The organism is Bradyrhizobium sp. 18BD, assembly GCF_054185225.1.
On sequence record NZ_JAVAYL010000273.1, the window covers coordinates 1 to 434 of the forward strand.

Here is a 434-nt window from a genome sequence, read left to right on the forward strand (position 1 = left end):
GGCGATACGGCGCATACCTATCGCAACAGCAGTGACCAGACGGTTCATTTTCACTCGCTGATCCATTACCCGCGTGATTAAGCGGGAAAACTATTTCGTTAGTTTGCGCTTCTGACTACAATAGCCGCCATTTCGCTGCTATTGGATAAGAAAGACTGTATGCGCCAGCAACCTCACTATCTCGAATTGTTAAGTCCGGCCCGTGACGCCGCAATTGCTCGCGAAGCGATTTTGCATGGCGCAGATGCCGTCTACATCGGCGGACCCGGTTTTGGCGCACGTCATAACGCCAGTAACAGTCTGCGCGATATCGCCGATCTGGTTCCGTTTGCTCACCGTTACGGCGCCAGGATTTTTGTCACGCTGAATACTATTCTGCATGATGATGAGCTGGAGCCCGCGCAGCGGTTAATCACCGATTTGTACAACACCGG

The 434-nt window shown here is 52.5% G+C and carries 1 protein-coding gene; it reads left to right on the forward strand.

The features are described from left to right. Positions 1-159 precede the first annotated feature (159 nt). On the forward strand, positions 160-434 hold a 275-nt coding region (locus RAD16_RS41435; protein WP_458163739.1), incomplete at its 3' end, for a peptidase U32 family protein.